Origin of the sequence: Slackia equolifaciens (genome assembly GCF_003725995.1) — a bacterium.
GTDB lineage: Bacteria > Actinomycetota > Coriobacteriia > Coriobacteriales > Eggerthellaceae > Slackia > Slackia equolifaciens.
Genome location: NZ_QIBX01000011.1, coordinates 1 through 21310 on the forward strand (window position 1 = coordinate 1; position 21310 = coordinate 21310).

Here is a 21310-nt window from a genome sequence, read left to right on the forward strand (position 1 = left end):
CGGAAAGGCCGATTATCCAACACGCATCATCCTTGGTGACCATAGGAGCTCCTTCGCTTTCGCCTGCTATCTAAGCAAGAAAGATTATAGGAAAAGTCCCAGTATCCAAAGCGGTCTAACACAACGCATAAAAGGTACATGGGTTAAGCATTCTTTCTCAAACGCATATTACGTATGGCATCAATCATATGTACCGCATTAATATCTTGCCATCTTTCCCGCAATCACGAAGGCGCAGGACTCTTCCATCATGCCGAACACACTCTTTACGAAACGCCTCCGCAATACCGAGCACAGCATATCCTCCGACTCTGCCATGGCGTGATCGATAGACCATCCCTTTGCCTCCCGAACCGCGGCGCATAGGTGGCACCGACGTGCTGCTTCAATACGCGCGCCCCTTGCAGGGCGCGACTCGCCCAACGGGTACAAAAAGCCCTCGGGGCAGTGATTTCAATCCACGCACCCCATGCGGGGTGCGACGTTATCGCCTCCAGCCCCGCGTGGGCGTACACGCAATTTCAATCCACGCACCCCTTGCGGGGTGCGACTGTCGTTCAGCTTAATCATGGTGGCTATCTTTTCATTTCAATCCACACACCCCTCGCGGGGTGCGACTCCGAGCACCGCGCGCTCCGCCTCGTCGATGACATTTCAATCCACGCACCCCTCGCGGGGTGCGACCTGCTTCTGGGTCTTCCCCGTACTTCTCCACAAATTTCAATCCACGCACCCCTCGCGGGGTGCGACAGGGGCTCCGGTCCCCGAAGCGCTACGGCACGCGATTTCAATCCACGCACCCCTCGCGGGGTGCGACTTAGGGCGTCCGTGACGATGCCGGAGATGCCTGAATTTCAATCCACGCACCCCTCGCGGGGTGCGACCCGCAAGTACGGCGCAATCCCGACCGGCATCACGCAATTTCAATCCACGCACCCCTCGCGGGGTGCGACGCCGTTCGCCCGCTCCCATTCGACCACGTGCTTATTTCAATCCACGCACCCCTCGCGGGGTGCGACACGGCCCAGCAGTTGGACGCGCTCATGCGCAGGAAATTTCAATCCACGCACCCCTCGCGGGGTGCGACCCGGCGCGTAACGACACAAGCGCTCCTTGGCATAATTTCAATCCACGCACCCCTCGCGGGGTGCGACGCAGTCGACCTCCCTGCACTCGCCGCTTTCCGGAATTTCAATCCACGCACCCCTCGCGGGGTGCGACCGAGCACGGTCCGCCGATGGGCGGGCTGCAGTAATTTCAATCCACGCACCCCTCGCGGGGTGCGACTGTACGGCCTGGCATCAGAGTTTCCCCAGCTAGATTTCAATCCACGCACCCCTCGCGGGGTGCGACCTTCGAGCCATCCATCGGTGACGCCGATGCTCTTATTTCAATCCACGCACCCCTCGCGGGGTGCGACGGCCTTCGCGGCGGCAGTGTGACTTGATTCGTCGATTTCAATCCACGCACCCCTCGCGGGGTGCGACGGCTCCGTGTCGCGCCAGCGCTCGTGGCCGTCGAAATTTCAATCCACGCACCCCTCGCGGGGTGCGACATCGCTCTAGCCTAGCAGAAAACGACAACATGTCAGTATTTCAATCCACGCACCCCTCGCGGGGTGCGACTGGTCGCTGTATCCGCGATTGATGCCGTAAGCCTATTTCAATCCACGCACCCCTCGCGGGGTGCGACACCGCAAGGTGAACAACGCCCTCATCGCCGAGATATTTCAATCCACGCACCCCTCGCGGGGTGCGACAGCTCATTCCGTCCGGAAGCACTCCGTGCAGGATATTTCAATCCACGCACCCCTCGCGGGGTGCGACTGCTCGTTGGCGTACATCCGCCCATCGCCCGCGTAATTTCAATCCACGCACCCCTCGCGGGGTGCGACGACGGCCTCTCCTATCTCGCACTCGATGCTCCATATTTCAATCCACGCACCCCTCGCGGGGTGCGACGCAGGTTCGAACCGCCCGCGATCACGTACGTGAATTTCAATCCACGCACCCCTCGCGGGGTGCGACGCTGAAGGCCATGGTGGCGCGCATAGCGTACGAATTTCAATCCACGCACCCCTCGCGGGGTGCGACGAACGTCCGCCACGACAACAACCGCATCGACCGAATTTCAATCCACGCACCCCTCGCGGGGTGCGACGAGGAGAGCCATGAAAGGCGAGGAGGTCATCAAAGATTTCAATCCACGCACCCCTCGCGGGGTGCGACGCTAAGCCTCACGTATGGGAGCTGTCAGAACGAATTTCAATCCACGCACCCCTCGCGGGGTGCGACGCCGAGGATTCCACGGGCATAGCTTCGCAGACTTTATTTCAATCCACGCACCCCTCGCGGGGTGCGACTTCGCGGTTGTATATAACTGCATACGATGGCGATATTTCAATCCACGCACCCCTCGCGGGGTGCGACATTTGCCGTCGCTCCAGCTTGAGCCGTTTGCCGTATTTCAATCCACGCACCCCTCGCGGGGTGCGACTCCACGTTCTCCTCAAGCCACTCGGTGTAGGCGGGATTTCAATCCACGCACCCCTCGCGGGGTGCGACGCCAATCAGTCCAGCTGCTGCCGCGCTTATGGCTCCATTTCAATCCACGCACCCCTCGCGGGGTGCGACGCAGGCGCTCACGACCAAACGAAGACCTGGCAGATTTCAATCCACGCACCCCTCGCGGGGTGCGACCGACACCATCGACACCACGAACGGGGCGGTCGAATTTCAATCCACGCACCCCTCGCGGGGTGCGACATCTCGTAGTCGATGCGCTGCAACACCTGGTCGTTATTTCAATCCACGCACCCCTCGCGGGGTGCGACATCTCGTAGTCGATGCGCTGCAACACCTGGTCGTTATTTCAATCCACGCACCCCTCGCGGGGTGCGACGGAGCTGCTGCGCGGGGAGGGAGAGGGGGTCCTCGATTTCAATCCACGCACCCCTCGCGGGGTGCGACCTGGAGAAAATGGCATGCTTGGATGCATCGTATAATTTCAATCCACGCACCCCTCGCGGGGTGCGACTGCCTAATGAACGATACTGGAGGAGTTAAGGCGTTATTTCAATCCACGCACCCCTCGCGGGGTGCGACATCCATCCTGGTGTCGCAAGGCGACCTGATGCCCGAATTTCAATCCACGCACCCCTCGCGGGGTGCGACTGCGAAGTCCGTGAAGTTCGGCGTGGTTGTCAAATTTCAATCCACGCACCCCTCGCGGGGTGCGACAGGATGGAGCTGGTCGAGTCGAACAACCTCGCCGATTTCAATCCACGCACCCCTCGCGGGGTGCGACCGAAGAGAAAGGACGGAGCGTGGGCATCAAGGAAAATTTCAATCCACGCACCCCTCGCGGGGTGCGACCGAAGGGGAGATCCGCGCCCTCGATGAGCGTCTTATTTCAATCCACGCACCCCTCGCGGGGTGCGACTTTCGCCCTACGCGATCGAGGAGCTTTCCGAGGAATTTCAATCCACGCACCCCTCGCGGGGTGCGACGACCGTGGTGGAGGACGTCAACATGACCGACTCCGATTTCAATCCACGCACCCCTCGCGGGGTGCGACATAGGGCGCCTTCCTCGAGCGAGTGGGCGTCCCCAATTTCAATCCACGCACCCCTCGCGGGGTGCGACGAGAAGGAAGGCCTCAATCCGATAGAGGGCCTTGAATTTCAATCCACGCACCCCTCGCGGGGTGCGACTTAGCGGACATTAGGGATATTTAGGGATATGATAATTTCAATCCACGCACCCCTCGCGGGGTGCGACCTTTCGTAGACGAGTGCGTCGCTTCGGTCGCCTGTATTTCAATCCACGCACCCCTCGCGGGGTGCGACGTACGACCTGGCCGTGTCCGTGTTCGAGTGGAAATTTCAATCCACGCACCCCTCGCGGGGTGCGACGCCTTGCGCTTGTCTGACATCAGCCTCATGCTTGATTTCAATCCACGCACCCCTCGCGGGGTGCGACGACTTCGCCGCATTCGCATTCGATGCAGTCATAATTTCAATCCACGCACCCCTCGCGGGGTGCGACCCCGTTCGACCAGTCGCACATCATCTTGAGCATATTTCAATCCACGCACCCCTCGCGGGGTGCGACCAGACTTTCATGAATCGCGTTCTTCCGTCGAAAATTTCAATCCACGCACCCCTCGCGGGGTGCGACCGGAGAGCCAGTAACGGACTCGGGGAACGCCCATATTTCAATCCACGCACCCCTCGCGGGGTGCGACTGAATGACGATCCCGTCCCCGAAACAACGGTCGATATTTCAATCCACGCACCCCTCGCGGGGTGCGACCGCCATGGACAACCGCGAATCCAATCAACCAAAATTTCAATCCACGCACCCCTCGCGGGGTGCGACCGCAGTATATTGTACAGAAAAATGCATGCCTTACAAAATATCGGAAACGACGAAGCAAAAGCGCTTCACTTGGGTCGATATGTGCTCCCCTGCCAACCTCTCTGCTCCTACGCAAGGTGCGAACCTCACGCATCGCGCATGATTGCCCCATGTTCGCATTTGACCAAATTTGAACATTCCCGCACAGCAACTCATTCCTTTGCCGTCGAAAGGCTGTCGCATTCTATAATATCCCGTCGCATCCACTTTCCAGACTCAAAACCATCGCGACGCAATTTGCGGATACACCGCATCTGCACCACCAGCGAAGGAGCACCATTGGACATCATCACCGCGCTCGCCCGCGAGCTCAGCATCGCGCCCGCCCGCATCCAGGCCGTCATCGACCTGATCGACGGCGGGGCAACCATCCCGTTCATCGCGCGCTACCGCAAAGAGGCCACCGGCGGCATGGACGACGCCACGCTCCGCACGCTCGACGAGCGCCTGACCTACCTGCGCAACCTGGAAGCCCGCAAAGAAGAGGTCATCCGCGCCATCGAGGAGCAGGGCAAGCTCACGCCCGATCTGCGCGCCGCCATCGAAGACGCCACGGTCATGCAACGCGTGGAAGACCTGTATAAACCCTATAAGAAGAAGCGTGCCACCCGCGCATCTAAGGCGCGCGACGCCGGTCTTGAGCCCTTGGCCAATCTCATTCTCCTGCAGTCCACCGCAAAAGGCGATCCGCTTGCCATGGCAGCCCGCTACGTAAACGCCGATGCAGGCTACGCCACGCCCGAAGCGGCCCTCCAGGGCGCCCAAGACATCGTGGCGGAAGTGGTGGCCGAAGACCCCGAAAACACCGCCGACCTGCGAGCATTCACCCACAAGACAGCCAGCCTCGACGTGGAGGCTACCGACTCCTCCGAAAAAACGGTCTACGACTCCTACTACGACTTTTCCGAGCCCACGCGCCGCATCCCCAACCATCGCGTGCTGGCCATCAACCGCGGCGAGAAGGAGGGCAAGCTGCGCGTACACGTGCGGGTTGACCAGGACGCCGCCATCGCACGCCTCTCTCGTCGCATGCCGCGCCGCCATGGAATCTTCGCAGACGCCCTGGACGCCGCCGTATCCGACGGCTACAAGCGCCTGATGGCGCCCTCGCTCGAACGCGAGCTTCGCGCCGAACTCACCCGACGCGCCCAGGAAGACGCCATCGCCGTGTTCGCCAAAAACACCAAGAGCCTCCTTTTGCAGCGCCCCGTGCGCGGCGCCCGCATAATCGCCCTCGACCCCGGGTACCGCACGGGCTGCAAAGTGGCGGTGCTGGACGAAACCGGCAAGCTGCTTGACTACACCACCGTCTACCCCACCCCGCCGCGCTCCGATGCCGCGGGCACCAAGCGCACGCTGGCCGCACTCGTACGTAAACACCGCATCAACACCATCGTCATCGGAAACGGCACCGCCAGCCGCGAGACGGAGGAGGTGGTGTCCGACTTCATCGCCGAGAGCGCGCCCGACGTGCGGTACACCATCGTGAACGAAGCCGGAGCCTCGGTGTACTCGGCCTCTAAGCTCGCAAGCGAGGAATACCCCGATCTGGACGTGACCACGCGCGGCGCCATGAGTCTGGGCCGCCGTCTCCAAGACCCCCTCTCGGAGCTGGTGAAGATTCCACCCGCCTCCATCGGCGTCGGCCAGTACCAGCACGATCTCGACCAGACCGAGCTGGGCCGTGCATTGGGCGTGGTTGTGGAAGACGCCGTGAACAGCGTGGGCGTCGACCTGAACACCGCGAGCGCCAGCCTGCTCGGCTACGTGTCGGGCATCACTCCCACCGTCGCGCGAAACATCGTGACCTACCGCGAAGAGCACGGCCCCTTTACCAGCCGCGCTCAGCTCAAGAAGGTTCCCAAGCTGGGGCCCAAGGCCTTCACCAACTGCGCAGGCTTTCTGCGCATCGGGGGCGGCGCCAACCCGCTCGATGCCACAAGCGTGCATCCCGAAAGCTACGACGTGGCAAAACGCCTGCTGGAACGTCTTGGGCTCAAGCCATCTGCGCTCGCCCAGGGCGGCATTCCCCACGTGGCCGAGCGCGTGGGCAAGGTGGAGGCGATGGCGGCTCAGCTGGAATGCGGCGCGCCCACCCTGCGCGACATCATTGCCGAGCTGGAAAAACCCGGGCGCGATCCGCGCGACGATGCTCCGGAGGTGGTGTTCAGCCGTTCGGTCAAAAGCCTCGACGACCTGCGCGAAGGCATGGAGCTCACCGGCACCGTGCGCAACGTGGTAGACTTCGGCGCGTTCGTGGATGTCGGCGTGAAGCAGGACGGGCTGGTACACGTGTCTAAAATGGCCGAGCGCTTCATCAAGCATCCCAGCGAAGTGGTGAGCGTGGGCGACACCGTAACCGTATGGATAATCGGCATCGACCGCGATCGCGGCAAGATATCGCTCTCCATGGTGCAAGGTAAATAGTCAAAAGAAGGGCGGCAACTATGGCATCTGAAGAAAAGGTCTTCTCGATGAAGTTCGCCAAGGTCTATCCCCTGCTCGTTGCCAAAGCGGAACGCAAGGGAAGAACGAAGGCCGAGGTGGACGAAGTGACCGCGTGGCTCACAGGCTACGACGCGCAAGCCATCGATGAGCTTGCGCAGTCAGATGCCACGTATCGGGAGTTTTTCGAACGGGCTCCCTGCATGAATCCACGCCGCAGCCTGGTGACCGGCGCAGTCTGCGGCGTACGCGTAGAGGAAATCGAGAACCCTCTCATGCGCGACATCCGCATCCTGGACAAACTCGTGGACGAACTTGCCAAAGGCCGCCCGATGGAAAAGGTGCTCCGAAGCGCTGATGCGAAGTAGCCCCCTCGACGGCGAAGGCGGCGCGCTACCGTTCCCTATCCTCATCGGCGGCCAAGAGTTCGCGCAGGTCGGCGCGGGGTACCTTGGCTGCCAGCGGCTTACGCAGATAGCACAGCTTGTCCTCGCACTGGGCGCACGTAAGACGCGCATTGGTGCGCTCGTCGAAACGCTCGGGGTGGCGAATGGCGGCAAGCTCCCACCGCACGAGGATGACCAGCGCCATCGCAATCAGCAGCCATCCGAACCAACCGCCTACGAACACGAGCGGCGTGGCCACCATGATGGCGTCCCAATTGAAAATCTGGCAGGTAGTGCAGCAGCGGTTGCGCATGAGGAACAGCTGCAGCGGGCACCAGAACACCACGCAAATCATGTCGAACACGAAGTAAATCAGCGACCACAGAATCGCCGTGCGCTCGTTAAGCACGCCAAAGTGATGCAGCGTGACCGCCCCAATCACATTGAGGGCAATCCAGAACACGATAACCGGCACGATTTCACGCGTGCGGTCACGATAAAGCACGGCGCGTAGCGATTTATCCACTGCCAGGTCTTTTTCGTCGAACGAAAACACGTTCAGAAAGTCCACGTTGTTGAGCAGCCTGCGTGCGAACGAGACGATAGACCCGCCGCGTTCGGCAAGTGCCGCGAGCGTCTCGGACAATGCGGTCCTGCCCTCTTCCGCTAAGCGTTTACCCAGGTCAGCGATGTATTGAAACTGAGCTTGCAGGCCTTCGCGCCCACCTTTGAACGTAATCGCCGTGGGAATGTGGTACATGCGATACTGCTTGAGGCTTCCCGAGGAAATGGGCGCACGCACGAAAAACTTGGTCAGGAAGTCCGCCGCCAACGCGATGGACACGAGATCGATGAAGTTGAACCCGCCCGGCAGCCCGAACGTGCGCGACGGGCTGAGCGCTTCGCGATCCGTGACGAACAGATACACAGCGGCGCAAAGAAGCGCGAATCGGACCACCAGTTGTACGGCGTAGCTCACGAACAGCGGCGTTGGCTTGGAGCGCGAAGGCTCAGGTGCGTGCTCCGCTGCTTCGTGTTTCGCGATGTTCTCCTTGGATTCCATGAATAGCGATACTAGCGCTGCGCCGCCGCGATGAGGCAGCCATGCTTGGCGAAATCGGTGAAATCACACGCCCGGGAGTAATGCCGCGCATCAAGAATCGTTTTGCGCGGAACGCACCAAGCGAGCAAAGGACCTAAGCGCTCACCATACCGCAATGCGCGCCGCCCTCGCAGGACCATTTCGCTCTTGCCGAAAACCCGAGGTCGTGACCTACGCTTATTCGATTACAGGGCGCGCCTAGATGTATTTCCGAAAAGTAAGCGGCCGCCCGGAATCGAGGCATCATGAAGCGCATTTCCTTGGACGCCAAACGTCACTGCGCCAACAGGCCCAACAGCATGCCAGGCATCTTTCTGGCGATTATGGCGATGACGTTCGCGTTGCTGCCATTGTCGCCGCTCGCCGCTCTTCCGGCGTTTGCGGCACCCGAACCAGACGCCGCAAACTCATCATCCGAAAGCGCCATCGACTCATCCAACGAGAGCGAAACCCCTCCGGCGACCGATGCGTCGTCCTCAGCCGCCGCGCCCCATCTGTCCAAAATCGCCGACCCCGACACTTCAGCGACCTGGAAGAACATGTTCAGCGACCCCGCAAGCGAAGACGGATTCCGCGTGTCCACGCAGGACGTCGGACGCATCTGGGTAGACAAATCGGTCTACGCCACATCCGCCGATGCCCAGGCAGCGGGCATCGTAGACCCCAACGCTCGCCGACCCCGATCTTGACTTCCTCGTGGGGCTCTCCGTCATCTCATCCGCCGCCGCCATACGCACCGAACAAACGGCGCCGCACGACGTGGTGTTCGTGATAAGCCTCAATTCGACGCTCGGCTCCTACACCTACAACGGCAAGCCCTATGGCGAATACCTTGCTACCGCCCTCAATGAGGCAATCGGCCGACTCATGGATGAGAACTCCGACGACATGGGGCCCGCTGAGCCCACGCGCATCGCCGTGATCGGCTATTCCATCGACGCCACCGTGCTCATGCCGTTGGACACCTACACACCGAACGATGCGGGCGACTACATCACGTTCTCGAAATCGGTGGGAGGAAAGCCCGGGTTCCACATCGTCGCAACGCCCGACACGTCGGACACGGCAACGACAGACGGCAAGTTCGGCGGCTACGCATACCTTCAGCGTGCCATCGCACTCGCAGGCGACACGCTTTCTGACGCCGGAACCCAGGCCACGGCCGACAACCCGCGCGCGCCCGAACTCGTAGTGATGGGCACCGAGGTCGCCACGGCAGCCAACGTGAACATCGCAGAGCCGCCCGTCTACAAGGGCGAGGCGCAGGGTGACGGCGGTTTTCTGGGGTCGCTTCCCACCGGGCACAACATCGGATACGGCACCGACGTGGCGCTTGCCACGCTGCTCACGATGCAGTACGAAATCAACCGAGTGAACCAGACGTACGCGGCATCCGATGCCTCTCTGAGCCTCTACACAGTGGGCCTTGACGCCCAGGCGATGGGACAATACGTGCTCCAAACAGCCCAGGAGCAGGCGAACGACGAAATCGAAGGTACGGGAGAAGCGCTGGGAACCAACCTGTGCGACAACATCAGCGAGGCGCGCGCCGCCTACGCCCAGGCGGCTGAAGCGGGCGAAGCCTCCGTCACGCTCTCGCTGTATTCCGCCGGCAAAGGCGACCTGCAGACGCGTGACATCACGTTCCCTAACCCAATGAAAAGCCTGCTCAGTCCCGACAACGATTACGCGTTTCACGGCGCCACCGAATACTTCGCCGCGACGGACGCGGGAGCCCTCCCCGACTCGTTCAACGCCGCGGTCGACCGCATGCTGGACATCGAATACAACTCGCCGGTGAATTTCTCGCCCTCCGCAAGCATCGACCCGGCCGAGCGATTCCACATCCAGGACAACCTGGGCCCGTACATGGACGTGAAGCGCGTGAGCGGCATCGAGTTCCAGGGACGCCTCCTGGACGGGTCCCTTGCTGCCGCCGCCGTGGCGACAAGCTTCGCAGACCCGTGGGGCATCGAAGCATACCACGAGGTTCAATACCTCATGTATTCGCTCAACTCCCGCTACAGCCTGGGATGGGGCGCATACAACCTGCTCTACGACGCGTTCACCGACGGACAGATCGCCTATTCGAACAAGACCGATTTCTCGAACTTCGCCGCTTGGTACGTGGACGACGACCACGCCATGGTGCCCAGCGATTCTCAAGGGTACACATTCGCTTCGAAGGCTGAGCTTTCCGCCGTCGAATCGGGCCATTGGCGCGAGAAGGCCGACGACGACGCCCGCACGAAAATCGAGGCAGCGCAATCCGCAGGAGCGACCGCCGTATGCCAGACGTACTTCTACATCGGCAACCTGGAGAACCAATACACCGGCGCCGATGTGCCGCTCTATGACTTCGTGGTCATGGTTGAAACGAATCTGAAAACAGGAAACCAGGAGCTTTTGCTTTCCATTCCTGCACAGAGCATCCCGGCGCTGAAGTGCTACATCACGCAGCGCACCGACGGCAGTGCGGCCATGGAGCTGAGCGATGACGCGGCACAGCTTTCCCCCATAAGGCTCGTGTTCGAAGTAGGCCCGCGCGAAGACGCCGCCCAGATTGCGCAACGCGTCATGGCGGGCGAGGAGGTCGCCCCCGATGAAATCAAGGCCGCATTAGGAGACGAAGCGGTCGACGAATCGGGCGAACTGCGTCTCTACGAAGCTGCGTTCAAGGGCGGCGGGGCGGAGGGGATAACGCCCGAATCCGTCATGTCGACCATCACGGCAAGCACGAATGGCTACTATTCGTTCCTACGTGATACGCCGTTATTCCAGCTCAAACCAGGACAGACAGTTGCGGAAGGCGCGCAACCCACGGCCGATCAGCTCGAACCGCTCACATCGACGCCCCAGGCAAATTCCACCTACTATTACGAGGATACGTATTTCGAAACCTCGGGGCTCACGCCCGATTCTTCGGCGCCCGCGCACGAGTCAACAGCCTACGTCCCCTATACGATAGGCGCCAACGCGGATGAGATTTCGCAGTATTTCGCACCTGACGATTCCGGGCAATACTGCGCGCTCGCCCATACGCCGAAGTTCGGTTTGTCGACGCTCGTGGAGGACTATACCAAGAACCCCAACGCAACCGAATCCGCCCCGTTCACCAAGCAGCTTTCTTTGAGCGATTACACCGCTTTGGGCAAGCCGCTCCTCCGCGCGCGCCTGGGCAACAACGGCGTCCTGGAACTCGCCTACGCGCCGAAGGATGAGCCCGATGTTCCAGACGACCCCGGCGAGCCTGATAACCCGGACAACCCCGAAGACCCCGGGGACGACAACAACCCCGACGTGCCCGACAATCCAGGAGAACCAGATAATCCGGACACGCCGGACAATCCCAACCAGCCAAGCGACCCTGATCAACCTGATGATCCCGACACGCCCGACAACCCCGAACGGCCCGAAGACCCTGGCAACCCCTCCCATGAATCGAACGGCACGGATAACGCCGCATCGAACGACAAAACCATTGCCGCGACGAACGACCTTGCAGCGCCTCTCGTCACATTCTCCGCTATCGTCACACTTGTCGCCGGAATAGTCATCGCAATCGCCGCACTCAAACGCACATCTTCCCGAAAGTAGCCTTCTCTGGACCCGTGAAGCACAAAGGGCCGAGCATCATGCTCGGCCCTCAACATCATGTCGATTTCGAACGCGCCCAACCCTAACGTCCGACATCTCACTGAGCGTGTTCCTCGAGGCGCGCCTCGATTAAATCCAACAACTCCTGTTTGGAATGCACATTGGTCTTGGCATAAATGTGCTTGATATGGGTCTCGATAGTGCTCTTGGAAATCATCATGGCTTCTCGCATATAGGGAACCGACCTGCCCCTACCCAAATACTGCAACACCTCAGCCTCGCGTGCCGAAAGCTTGAATTCCTTGGCTATTTCGTCCATAGCGTCCTGACGCCCGTACGCCGATGTCTCCTCCTGGTCGCCGATGGCAGCTCCGTCGACGGCGAATTCGCCTCCGCCCTTAAATTCGTCGAACCTCCCCTGCAAATGCAGGAACAGCGGAAGCATAACCACACAGGCACAAATCAGGAAGAGACAGACAGCAACCACGTCCGCACCAGACCGCGTCGCCCAGGCATTCAGCAAACCTCCCAGCAGAAAGCCCAGCTGGACCACCGCCCTAAAGATGCCGAATGTCTCACTTGGCAAGCAGAGCCTGTGCGCAGTGATGCGGGCGAAAATCGCATAGAACAGCACTTCGACGCATAGCGCCGCCGAACAGGCAAGAACCGCCGCGCACATGTTGGAGAGCGGAGTCCTCAACGCGCAAAACGATAAGGAAAACACGATAAGCGGAATCGCCCACTCATAGAGAAACGAGAAATTCATCCTCCTGGTATGGGCAATAGCGAATATGGCGATAGCTCCCGTCAAAATTCCTCCGGCGATATAGAACACGATGAAATCCTGCACTTCCACCGTGAATTGCATCATAGGAAACCCCGTGACCACAAAACCCGTCGCGATGCTGCACGCCATAGAGCAGAGCGCAAGTCGGGAAAGAGGAAGGACAACACGCGAGAATGGCTCCTTTGGCGTGGGGAACACATATTCCTCTTGTTGAGCGTTTTCACCAAGCAAGAGCATCATGCATGAAACAAGCGGCAGCAGAGCCGACACCACTCCCGATACGGGCGAAGGCAAGAGGTACACCACCAATGCCGCGAGCACGAAGACCGCGAGTGACGAAGGAATGCATGACTCTGCCGTCTCCTGATCGATGCGACAAAATAGCTCACCCCAAGCGACCCATAGCAATGCCGAAGCCAATCCGCCCATCGCGCTGACCGCTAAAAGCAGCGGCCCCGACGGAACGATGAAGAACAGAAGAGTCGCCGCCGAAACAACCACGGCAGACGCAAAGACAGATTGAGGCTTCAGCGGAATCTCTTTATGTGGACGAAACACAATCGCCAGCAAACCCACCGCCGAAAACAAAAGCGAAGTACGCAGCGTAGTGAAGGCTGCCACAGAATTATCGGCCGAAAAGATGCCATGAGAAAACCAGGAGCAATATACCCAGGCAAGCAGTAGGCCAAGGCCGAAATACCTAATCCTCGCCCTTTCCAGAAACGAATCGAGCGAACGAACCCAAGCAAGCATATTTCCCTCCGACCGCATAACCCCTCTGCAGCGCCATTCTAGTTTGATACATCCCCATAAGCAACTCACGTGAAACAGGGGATGCTTTTGACCTGGCAAAACGAGAATTCACGTGTTAACACGATGGCGCATGCGCGCAAAAAGACGCACAGTAGTGGAGTCGATACCGGTGAGGGCGAAACCCCGCCGGACGACATCCGGGGACTATGCGAAAGACGCGAGGGAGACGCCTTTCGCAATGAAAGGAGACAAGGATGAGCAAGACCGAACTGACTCGTCGCAACTTCCTCACAGGAGCGCTTGTCGCAGGCGCTGCAGCCACCATGGGATTGGCAGGCTGCTCGCCCTCGACCAGCTCGAACTCCGAGGAAACGAGCGACGCCCCTGCGGAGGGTACGACCGAAGCAACCGCCGCCACGAGCGACACCCCCGCATGGCTGGGTGAGGCGCCTGCTATCACCGACGAGGACTGCGTCGAAACCGTCGACACCGAGGTGTTGGTGGTTGGCGCCGGATGCTCCGGCTTGGTAGCGGCCAACTTCGCCGCCATGGAAGGCGCCAAAACCCTTCTCATCGAGAAATACGAGGTGGGCACTGGTCTGCGCGGATCCGCCATCGGCGCCGTGGGCTCCAAGAAGCAGAAGGAGGCCGGCATTGACATCGACCCCCTGGAAATCTGCAACGACCTGGTGCACTATTCGCTGAATAACTCTTCGTTCGACCTGCATCGCCTGTGGGCCGACAATTCCGCCGAAGCTGTTGACTGGTACTGCGAGCTGTGTGACGGCGTGGATCAGTGCAAGATCGACCTCGAGTGGCTCATGCCGCCTCATGAGACCCGCTATAAGTGCTGGCCCACCGGGCATGGCGCCATGCTCGACAACGGCAAGGCAGGCAAGGACGAGGCGAGCGCCGAGGGCGTGACCTACAAACTCATCGAGGGCAACTTCCTCGCCCAGGACGGTGCCGAGCTCAGGTACCAGACCGGCCTCGAGTGCCTGATCAAGGACGGCGATAAGGTGGTTGGCGCCTACGCATCCAACGCCGATGGCGAATACATCCGCATCAACGCCTCCAAGGGCGTCATCGTGGCGACCGGCGGCTACGCCAACAACGCCGACATGTTCATGGCGCTGCAGGCCGATTCCGCCAAGAGCCTGTGCGGCGTGGTCCCCTTCGCCAACTTCAACGCCCAGGGCACGGGCATCAAGGCATGCCTGTGGGCGGGCGCCGTCAAGGACGTCAACCCCACTTGCATGATCTTCGACCGCGGCCTCATGCGTCCCGACCAGCTGCCCGGTAGTCCCTTCGACATGGATTTCGCGTACTTCCACATGGCGACGCAGCCCTTCCTCAAGGTGGACATCGAGGGCGAGCGCATCACCAACGAGTCCTCGCCGTACGACTTTTTGCCCCATGCCCTTGCACAGAAGAGCTCGCAGCGCGCCTGGTTCAACATCTGGGATTCCAATTGGCCCGAGGATATCGACCGCTTCCGCACCATCGGCTGTTCGACGCTAATCAAGCGCGAAGGTACCAACCAGATGGACCCCGAAGGCGTGGATGGAACTGCCGCGATCATCGACGAGATGGTGGAGAGTGGCCTGATCATCAAAGCCGATACACTCGAGGAGATTGCCGACGCGTTCGGTATCAACAAGGAGACATTCCTGCAAACCGTTGAGAATTACAACGCTCTCTATGACGCTCGGGAAGACACTCAGTACGGCAAGGAGGCCTGGCGACTGTCCGAGCTGCGCAATCCCCCGTACTACGGGTGCAAACTCTCCGGTATGGTTCTGTGCACGCTCGACGGTATCAAAATCAATACGAAGTTCCAGGCGCTTAACGCCGAAAACCAGCCAATTGAGGGACTGTACGTCATCGGCAACGATTCAGGCAACTACTACAACGGCACCTATCCGAACTTGGCCGCTGGCCTTAACGCGGGACGTTGCGTAACCTTCGGCATGTTGTGCGGCAAACAGGTAGCAAACCTGTAAGCACGCTTCTCGCGAAGCCCAACACACTTTTCTGCATCTGACGACACTTGTCCCTCCTTTAACGGGATGCCACACCGCTGGCGTCCCGTTTTTTCGCTCGGGCAAGAACATGATGGCGAATTCCCCTAATTGCGCCGCCTCTCCGGATTGCCGCCGGTCTTTTGTTCCCCTCGAGAACTCTTGCCGCACCTTGCACGTCGCCGGAAACCGTAGAGCCCGCATCGCTCCGCGGATAATGCCGATTTCAGAGCCCCCGCGCCGCACGCCGCGTGCACAATAGGTCGCAAGCCTTTTGCCAAACCGCCAACGATCGGAAACGGAAGACCATGGAGAACTCTTATCTCGTCGTAGTAGACATGCAGAACGATTTCATAGACGGAGCGCTGGGCACGCCCGAGGCGCAGGCCATCGTGGAGAACGTGGTGCGCAAGGTGCGCGAGTTCCCAGGACGCGTGGTGTTCACGCTGGACACGCACCGGCCCGACTATCTGCAAACGCAGGAGGGTCGCAATCTGCCGGTTGAGCATTGCATCGAGGGAACGCGCGGATGGCAGCTCGCCGATGCGCTGGAAGCCATCCGCGCCGAACGCGACCTGCCCGCCTACCGAAAGGCGACGTTCGGGTCGATGGAGCTGGCGCAAGATCTGGCACGCGAGAACGAGCAGGAGCCCATCGAGAGCATCGAGCTCGTGGGGCTGTGCACCGACATCTGCGTTGTGTCGAACGCGCTTATGCTCAAGGGCTTTATGCCCGAGGTTCCCATCAGCGTGGATGCGCGCTGCTGTGCGGGCGTGACGCCAAAAGCACACGAAGCGGCGCTTACCACCATGGCAAGCTGCCAGATCGCCGTGGAGCGATAGCGTTCCACCGGGAGAACTGATGATCAACGAAGGCATGAGCAACCACAACGAGAACGCCCGCTGCCAATCGGCCCCCGTCGCATATCCGGCGCTCCCCGATGGTCTGGAGCTGCTGGAAACCGATGAGGGGCTGACGCTTGCGGGCGACGGCATGACCCTGCGCGCCGATTTCTGCGAGATGATTCCCCGCATCAAGCAGGGGCGTCTTCAGCAGGAGCTGCTCGTTCGCGCTGCCAAAATCAAAGGCGCCGGAGAGCCCCTAGCCGTAGACGCCACTGCGGGCTTCGGGCAGGACTCGCTGCTTTTGGCCGCCGCCGGGTTTCGCGTGCTGCTGTTTGAGCGTAACCCCGTAATCGCCGCGCTCCTTCGCGATGCTTTGCACCGCGCCGCAGCAGCGCCCGAACTTGCCGGAGCAGTTGAACGTATGCAATTTGTCGAAGGAGACAGCGTGGCGGCGCTGGCCGCCATGGGGGCACAAACGCACCCCGACGTGGTGTATCTTGACCCAATGTTTCCCGCACGCACGAAAAGCGCAGCGGTGAAGAAGAAATTCCAGCTGCTGCACCGCCTAGAGCAGCCCTGCGACAATCCCGACGCCATGCTTCGCGCCGCGCTTGATGCCAACCCGCGCAAAATCGTCATCAAGCGGCCGCCCAAAGGCCCCCATCTTGCCGACATGAAGCCCAGCTACTCCCTTGCGGGAAAGGCCGTGCGCTACGACGTCATCGTCCCGCCTCGCAACAAACCGTTGCTCGACTGAGATTCCGCGCGGCGGCTAGAATAGCCGCGTACCCGCTTCATCCGCATTGCCCGGAAAGGAATCCCCATGGCCATCAAAGACGTGCTCCCCAAACTGCGCCGCGAACGCGGGCTCACCCAGGAAGATCTCGCCCGCAAACTCTTCATCACTCGCCAAGCGGTCAGCCGATGGGAAACCGGAGAAACGACGCCCGGCATCGACATGACCAAGCTCATCGCGGTCACGCTGGATGTGCCCATCACGCAACTCCTGGAAATGCCCGAGCACTACTGCCAAAGCTGCGGCATGATGTTCACCGAACCGGGGCAAACCGCACACGAGGCCGACGGCACCGAAAACCCCGATTTCTGTCGCTGGTGCTACGAAAACGGTCACTGGACCTACGAGACAACAATGGACGAAATGATCGAGGAGTGCGCTCCCCGCATGGCCGAGGCCATGGGCTGGAGCGTCGATGAGTCCGCATCGCTTTTGGGGGCGGTGCTGCCCACGCTCAAGCGCTGGAAGTGAGTCAACCTCAGTCGCAGTTGCTCACTCTTAGCCCACGCGTCAGGTAGGGCGGAAAATCCGCAAGAGGGTTGCTTGGCTGCGGTCGAGAGTCGATTTTTTCATAGGAAGCAACCGGCTCGGCGAGAACTTCGGAAAAACGAATGGGCACGCCCGGAGACGAATAGAAGCTCTTCCCCGCCTGTACGTGAAAATGAAGGTGGGGTTCCGAGCTATTGCCCGAACTCCCGCAGCATCCAATGCGCTGGCCGCATTCAACGCAGTCACTCGGGCGCACGGCGACGCTTCCTGGCGCAAGATGCGCGAGACACGAATACTCGCTATCCGAATGACGGATGAGCACATAATTGCCGCGTATATCGTCGCCTGCGCAATCGACCCGCCCATCCAACGCGGGAGGCGTGTCGGGATCGCAATCACGCGCTTCTACCACAACGCCACTCGCCGGCGCCAACACGTACTTGCCATAACAATAATATGATTGCATATCTTGCACTTCGCCTGAATATGTTGAGCCCTGGGCATCGGTTATCACGAAATCATACGCATAGCGCTGCGTCCACACATCCCACGAATGGGAGGTCTCCTCGTCGATGCCGCCGTTGAATACCGTCCACGCCCCCTCAAAGGGCAACCGATATTCAATCCGCGAGGCCCCCGTCTTAGAATTCGGAAGCTCGTTGTTGTATTTGAAGGCCATCTTCACCATGCCAAGAATTTGCTTAATGGCTTGTTTGGTGGTGGATTTCATTCGTAAGCCCCTCCTAATAGCGCAAAGCTACAGCAGATAACAATCGGGTTCGTCTTCTTCCATTCTGCGCACATTATCCCCGAACGCCGGAAGGACGAATTGAATTCCCCTCTTCTTGGCTCCCCGATTACGCCTGCCTCCAAAAGGCGCTTCTTATAAATAGATGCAAAACTCGAGCTCTTTCGTATTCTGTCCATTATTTGCCAGAGTATCATCGTCGATTGTTTTCCGCCAGCCTCCACAGTAAGCCTAGATACCCCCAATCTCGTAGCGAGGAATCGACCTCGAATCATAACGTGCGACATAGCACCTTTCTTCGACTTTTATCGAACATCTTTGCTTTGTATTGGGTTATCTTTACTTTTATAAAACCTTCTTGACCTCCTTTGAATCCTTTTTGTTTGCCGAAACGCTGCGTTTGAACGTCTTGGAGCGTCCCATGTTCCCTCGCCCCAACCCGTCCCACGATAGCATTATTATACTCGAACATTCGTTCTAATTATGATATAGTGAACGTAAGACATCCTCGCCCAACTAGGACCGACTTGCGAAATGGAGGCCGCCATGGCATTCGACTTCAAGAAGGAATACCGCGACCTGTACATGCCCAAAATGAAGCCGATGCTCATCGATGTACCCGCCATGACCTTCGCGGCCGTCGCTGGCACGGGCAACCCCAATGAAGAGGGCGGAGCATATCAGCAGGCGCTCGGTCTTTTGTACGGGTTTTCATACTCCGTGAAAATGTCCAAGATGGGAGACTGGCAACCTGAGGGGTATTTCGATTACGTTGTTCCACCGCTCGAAGGACTCTGGTGGGCAAGAGCAGGCGCCTTCGATGGCGCGTCCATTGCTAACAAAGACGCACTTTCCTGGGTCTCGCTCATCCGTCAACCCGATTTCGTAACGCCAGAGGTATTCAAGCGCATCTGCGAGCAGCTTGCCGCCAAAAAGCCAGAGCTCGCCTGCGCACTGAATCGCGGCGAGCTGCATCTGGTTCGTTTTGCAGAAGGACGCTGCGCTCAAATCATGCACAAAGGGCCCTATGACGACGAGCCGGCAACCATCGCCAAGCTCTCCGCTTTCATTGCATCCGAAGGCCTTGCGCCGGACTTCACGGAAGGCGGCGAATCACCCGAGGGGCACCTCGCAACAGCCGCCTTTGACGCCTCGGCAGCTTTGATGGCGCTTGACGCGCAGGGTGCCGCTCCAGCAATACGCCTTCACCATGAAATCTATTTGGGAGACCCGCGTCGCACCAAGCCCGAAAACCTTAAAACCGTCATCCGCCATCCGGTTCGTTAGTGTTTGCGGGCGCTCCGTCAGGATTTGCGCAATTGCCAAAAGGATTTGCTGGGTTTACAGAGGACCATAAGAGACAATAGCGGCACCGAATCGTTTACGTCCACCTGTCTCGTATGACTAGAGGAGCGCCCATGATCCAAGATAAACTGCTTGCCCTGCGCAAACGCAGCGGCATGAGCCAGCAGGAAGTGGCCGATACCGTTGGCGTCACGCGCCAGACCATCAGCAACTGGGAGCTCGGTCAGGGCTCGCCCACACTGGATAAAGCTGCCGAGCTTGCGCGCCTCTATGGAGTTTCACTCGACGATCTTGCGAGCGACGAGGTAGAAATCGTCACCCGCGAACGACGTGAGCGCAAGCACGATTTTCACATTCTCAAATCACTTGTGGGGAAAACTGCCACCCTAGAGCTCGCCGATAGCGTCGCCGACGACATCATTAAGCACGCCACCGTCTTAGACGTAAGCGATGGATGGATGCGCGTTAACTGTGACCAGAACACTGCGATGTTTGGCAGTCCCAAAACGAAACGCAAACGCGTGATTCGGCTGATAGACTTCGCCGACATAACAGCGGTCATCGTGGAGTCTGATGCGCCGCCGAGCGGAATCGCGCAAACATCCCAAGAGAGCAATCTCGCCTGACCGCCCAATCGCCCAACTACAAACCCCACGGCAGAGGAACACTTCTGGGGATACATCCAAGGGCGCGACATCAGCAATCGCCCAACTACAAACTCCGCGGCAAAGAAACACGTCACCGCGGGATAGCGACCAACCGAATGGAGAAACAATCATGGAAGACATCGGATACGTGTTCAGCTTGGCAACCTTCGCCATGGTGGTTGCCCTGTGGTCTACGATGGCAACCAAAAAGGATATCCGAAAAATCATCGATCGCGAAAGCGGTCGACCAGGAGAAATGCGCGCCCTGCTCGAATCGCGCAAAGGTCGCACATTGAGCCTCAACCTGGTCGATGCGTCGCTCGCGGCAAACGGCACCCAACTCAAGGGCACGCTCATCGACATCGATGACGAATGGGCGCTTTTTGACACTCCGCTCAAGAAAGGCAAACAATCCCCGAAGCGCGACGAATCAACGCCGAACGACGAATCCCGACATGCCGAATCGCAGCTCGTTGCCATCCGCCTGGAAAGCATCCAAAGCATCGAGGAGAACGATTAGATTTAACCTGGAGGAATGGACAGCCCTTCATTCCCCTCCTTCGCGCATGCCCCTCTGCGAGCGTACAAGCAAATCCGGCAAAAACGCCATTATTATCGACTTATGAACTCCGCGTACATGCTTATTCGCAAGTCAGCCACCAAAGCCAGCCACTGAAATCGGGGATGGCGAATACCTCATAACATTTGACCTGGGAAAACGCTGAAAGGAATCCTGGTTCCCACCTCCTTTTCGCTTTCGTGGCACAAGTCGTGCACGTAATAGCATCCCATTTGAGGCATGTGGAGTTCACAACTCGAAAATAATGGCGTTTTCTCGCGAATCAGATGTACTGAGAGTTCACAAGTGGAGAAAAATGGCACCCGACACAGAATGAGCCACAGGTACAACCCGCCTCGATCCTACCCGCCTGACTTGCAATCCAGGCTACCGCGATTTCCGCCGCTTTGTT

General features: G+C 59.4%; 14 protein-coding genes and 1 CRISPR repeat array. Of the genes, 11 read left to right on the forward strand and 3 right to left on the reverse strand.

Annotated features, from left to right (window positions below):
• Positions 1–450 precede the first annotated feature (450 nt).
• Positions 451–4379: a CRISPR direct-repeat array (repeat unit 33 nt; unit sequence ATTTCAATCCACGCACCCCTCGCGGGGTGCGAC).
• A gap of 318 nt (positions 4380–4697) precedes the next feature.
• Positions 4698–6845 carry a Tex family protein gene (locus tag DMP06_RS06805; RefSeq protein WP_245962416.1) on the forward strand — a complete coding sequence of 716 codons (2148 nt, stop codon included), beginning with the start codon at positions 4698–4700 and terminating at the stop codon, positions 6843–6845.
• A gap of 20 nt (positions 6846–6865) precedes the next feature.
• A complete protein-coding gene (locus DMP06_RS06810; RefSeq protein ID WP_123208997.1) occupies positions 6866–7231 on the forward strand; it encodes a DUF2200 domain-containing protein in 366 nt (121 codons plus the stop codon).
• Between the two features lie 25 nt (positions 7232–7256).
• Here DMP06_RS06810 and DMP06_RS06815 read toward each other — a convergent pair whose 3' ends face one another.
• The gene (locus tag DMP06_RS06815; protein ID WP_123208998.1) at positions 7257–8312 is read right to left on the reverse strand and encodes a hypothetical protein; all 1056 of its coding nucleotides are present in this window, start codon (positions 8310–8312) and stop codon (positions 7257–7259) included.
• A gap of 284 nt (positions 8313–8596) precedes the next feature.
• Here DMP06_RS06815 and DMP06_RS06820 point away from each other — a divergent pair, with 284 nt between their 5' ends.
• The gene (locus DMP06_RS06820; protein ID WP_123208999.1) at positions 8597–9040 is read left to right on the forward strand and encodes a hypothetical protein; all 444 of its coding nucleotides are present in this window, start codon (positions 8597–8599) and stop codon (positions 9038–9040) included.
• A gap of 70 nt (positions 9041–9110) precedes the next feature.
• Positions 9111–11948 carry a hypothetical protein gene (locus DMP06_RS11575; protein WP_148042505.1) on the forward strand — a complete coding sequence of 946 codons (2838 nt, stop codon included), beginning with the start codon at positions 9111–9113 and terminating at the stop codon, positions 11946–11948.
• 97 nt (positions 11949–12045) lie between these two features.
• Here DMP06_RS11575 and DMP06_RS06830 read toward each other — a convergent pair whose 3' ends face one another.
• Complete coding sequence (locus tag DMP06_RS06830; protein WP_161957856.1) at positions 12046–13488, reverse strand: helix-turn-helix transcriptional regulator; 1443 nt, start codon at positions 13486–13488, stop codon at positions 12046–12048.
• A 254-nt stretch (positions 13489–13742) separates the two neighbouring features.
• Here DMP06_RS06830 and DMP06_RS06835 point away from each other — a divergent pair, with 254 nt between their 5' ends.
• The 4 genes from DMP06_RS06835 to DMP06_RS06850 all read left to right on the forward strand — a co-directional run bounded on the left by DMP06_RS06835 (position 13743) and on the right by DMP06_RS06850 (position 17621).
• Positions 13743–15491 carry an FAD-binding protein gene (locus DMP06_RS06835; protein WP_123209002.1) on the forward strand — a complete coding sequence of 583 codons (1749 nt, stop codon included), beginning with the start codon at positions 13743–13745 and terminating at the stop codon, positions 15489–15491.
• 326 nt (positions 15492–15817) lie between these two features.
• Positions 15818–16351, forward strand: coding sequence for a cysteine hydrolase family protein (locus DMP06_RS06840; protein ID WP_123209003.1), 534 nt, complete (start codon positions 15818–15820; stop codon positions 16349–16351).
• A 19-nt stretch (positions 16352–16370) separates the two neighbouring features.
• Positions 16371–17111 carry a class I SAM-dependent methyltransferase gene (locus DMP06_RS06845; protein ID WP_123209004.1) on the forward strand — a complete coding sequence of 247 codons (741 nt, stop codon included), beginning with the start codon at positions 16371–16373 and terminating at the stop codon, positions 17109–17111.
• A 66-nt stretch (positions 17112–17177) separates the two neighbouring features.
• Positions 17178–17621 carry a zinc ribbon domain-containing protein gene (locus DMP06_RS06850; RefSeq protein ID WP_123209005.1) on the forward strand — a complete coding sequence of 148 codons (444 nt, stop codon included), beginning with the start codon at positions 17178–17180 and terminating at the stop codon, positions 17619–17621.
• Between the two features lie 7 nt (positions 17622–17628).
• Here DMP06_RS06850 and DMP06_RS06855 read toward each other — a convergent pair whose 3' ends face one another.
• Positions 17629–18369 (reverse strand): M23 family metallopeptidase, encoded by a 741-nt coding sequence (locus DMP06_RS06855; RefSeq protein ID WP_123209006.1) that lies wholly within the window; start codon positions 18367–18369, stop codon positions 17629–17631.
• A gap of 564 nt (positions 18370–18933) precedes the next feature.
• Between DMP06_RS06855 and DMP06_RS06865 the strand changes: the two genes are divergently transcribed.
• From DMP06_RS06865 to DMP06_RS06875, 3 genes are all read left to right on the forward strand, one after another.
• Positions 18934–19674 (forward strand): GyrI-like domain-containing protein, encoded by a 741-nt coding sequence (locus DMP06_RS06865; protein WP_123209058.1) that lies wholly within the window; start codon positions 18934–18936, stop codon positions 19672–19674.
• Positions 19675–19805: 131 nt separating this feature from the next.
• Positions 19806–20318: a helix-turn-helix transcriptional regulator gene (locus tag DMP06_RS06870; protein ID WP_123209008.1), complete on the forward strand. Its 513-nt coding sequence runs from the start codon at positions 19806–19808 to the stop codon at positions 20316–20318.
• A 151-nt stretch (positions 20319–20469) separates the two neighbouring features.
• Positions 20470–20859 carry a hypothetical protein gene (locus DMP06_RS06875; protein WP_123209009.1) on the forward strand — a complete coding sequence of 130 codons (390 nt, stop codon included), beginning with the start codon at positions 20470–20472 and terminating at the stop codon, positions 20857–20859.
• Positions 20860–21310: the final 451 nt, after the last annotated feature.